General features: G+C 64.4%; 1 protein-coding gene. It reads left to right on the forward strand.

What is annotated here, in order from left to right:
• Positions 1 to 480 (forward strand): hypothetical protein (locus ACQZ2L_RS25065; protein WP_430328314.1); only part of this gene is annotated, 480 nt, incomplete at both ends.

Raw genomic sequence — 480 nt, forward strand, 5'->3', positions numbered from 1 at the left:
CCTGTACCGTACCGGCGACCTGGCGCGGCATCTGGCCGATGGCAACATCGAATACCTGGGCCGCAACGATGACCAGGTCAAGCTGCGCGGCCTGCGCATCGAGCTGGGTGAAATCCAGGCCGGCCTGACGGCCATCGAAGGCGTGAAGGAGGCCGTTGTTGTCGCCCGCGACCAACGTCTGCTGGCGTATTACACCGGTGAGCAGCAGGCCGCAGACGTTCTGCGCACGGCCTTGCTGGCCCACCTGCCGGAGTTCATGGTGCCCACGCTGTTCCTCCATCTGGAGGCACTGCCGCTGAGCCCCAACGGCAAACTCGACCGCAAGGCTTTGCCAATCCCGGACACCGAAGCCTTGCACAACCGCGTGTACGAAGCTCCAGAAGGCGAAACCGAAACCCTGCTGGCCGCGATCTGGTCCGAGCTGCTGGGCGTGGAGCGGGTAGGGCGGCATGACAACTTCTTTGAACTGGGCGGCCATTC

Source organism: Pseudomonas shirazensis, from assembly GCF_050496565.1.
GTDB lineage: Bacteria > Pseudomonadota > Gammaproteobacteria > Pseudomonadales > Pseudomonadaceae > Aquipseudomonas > Aquipseudomonas shirazensis_A.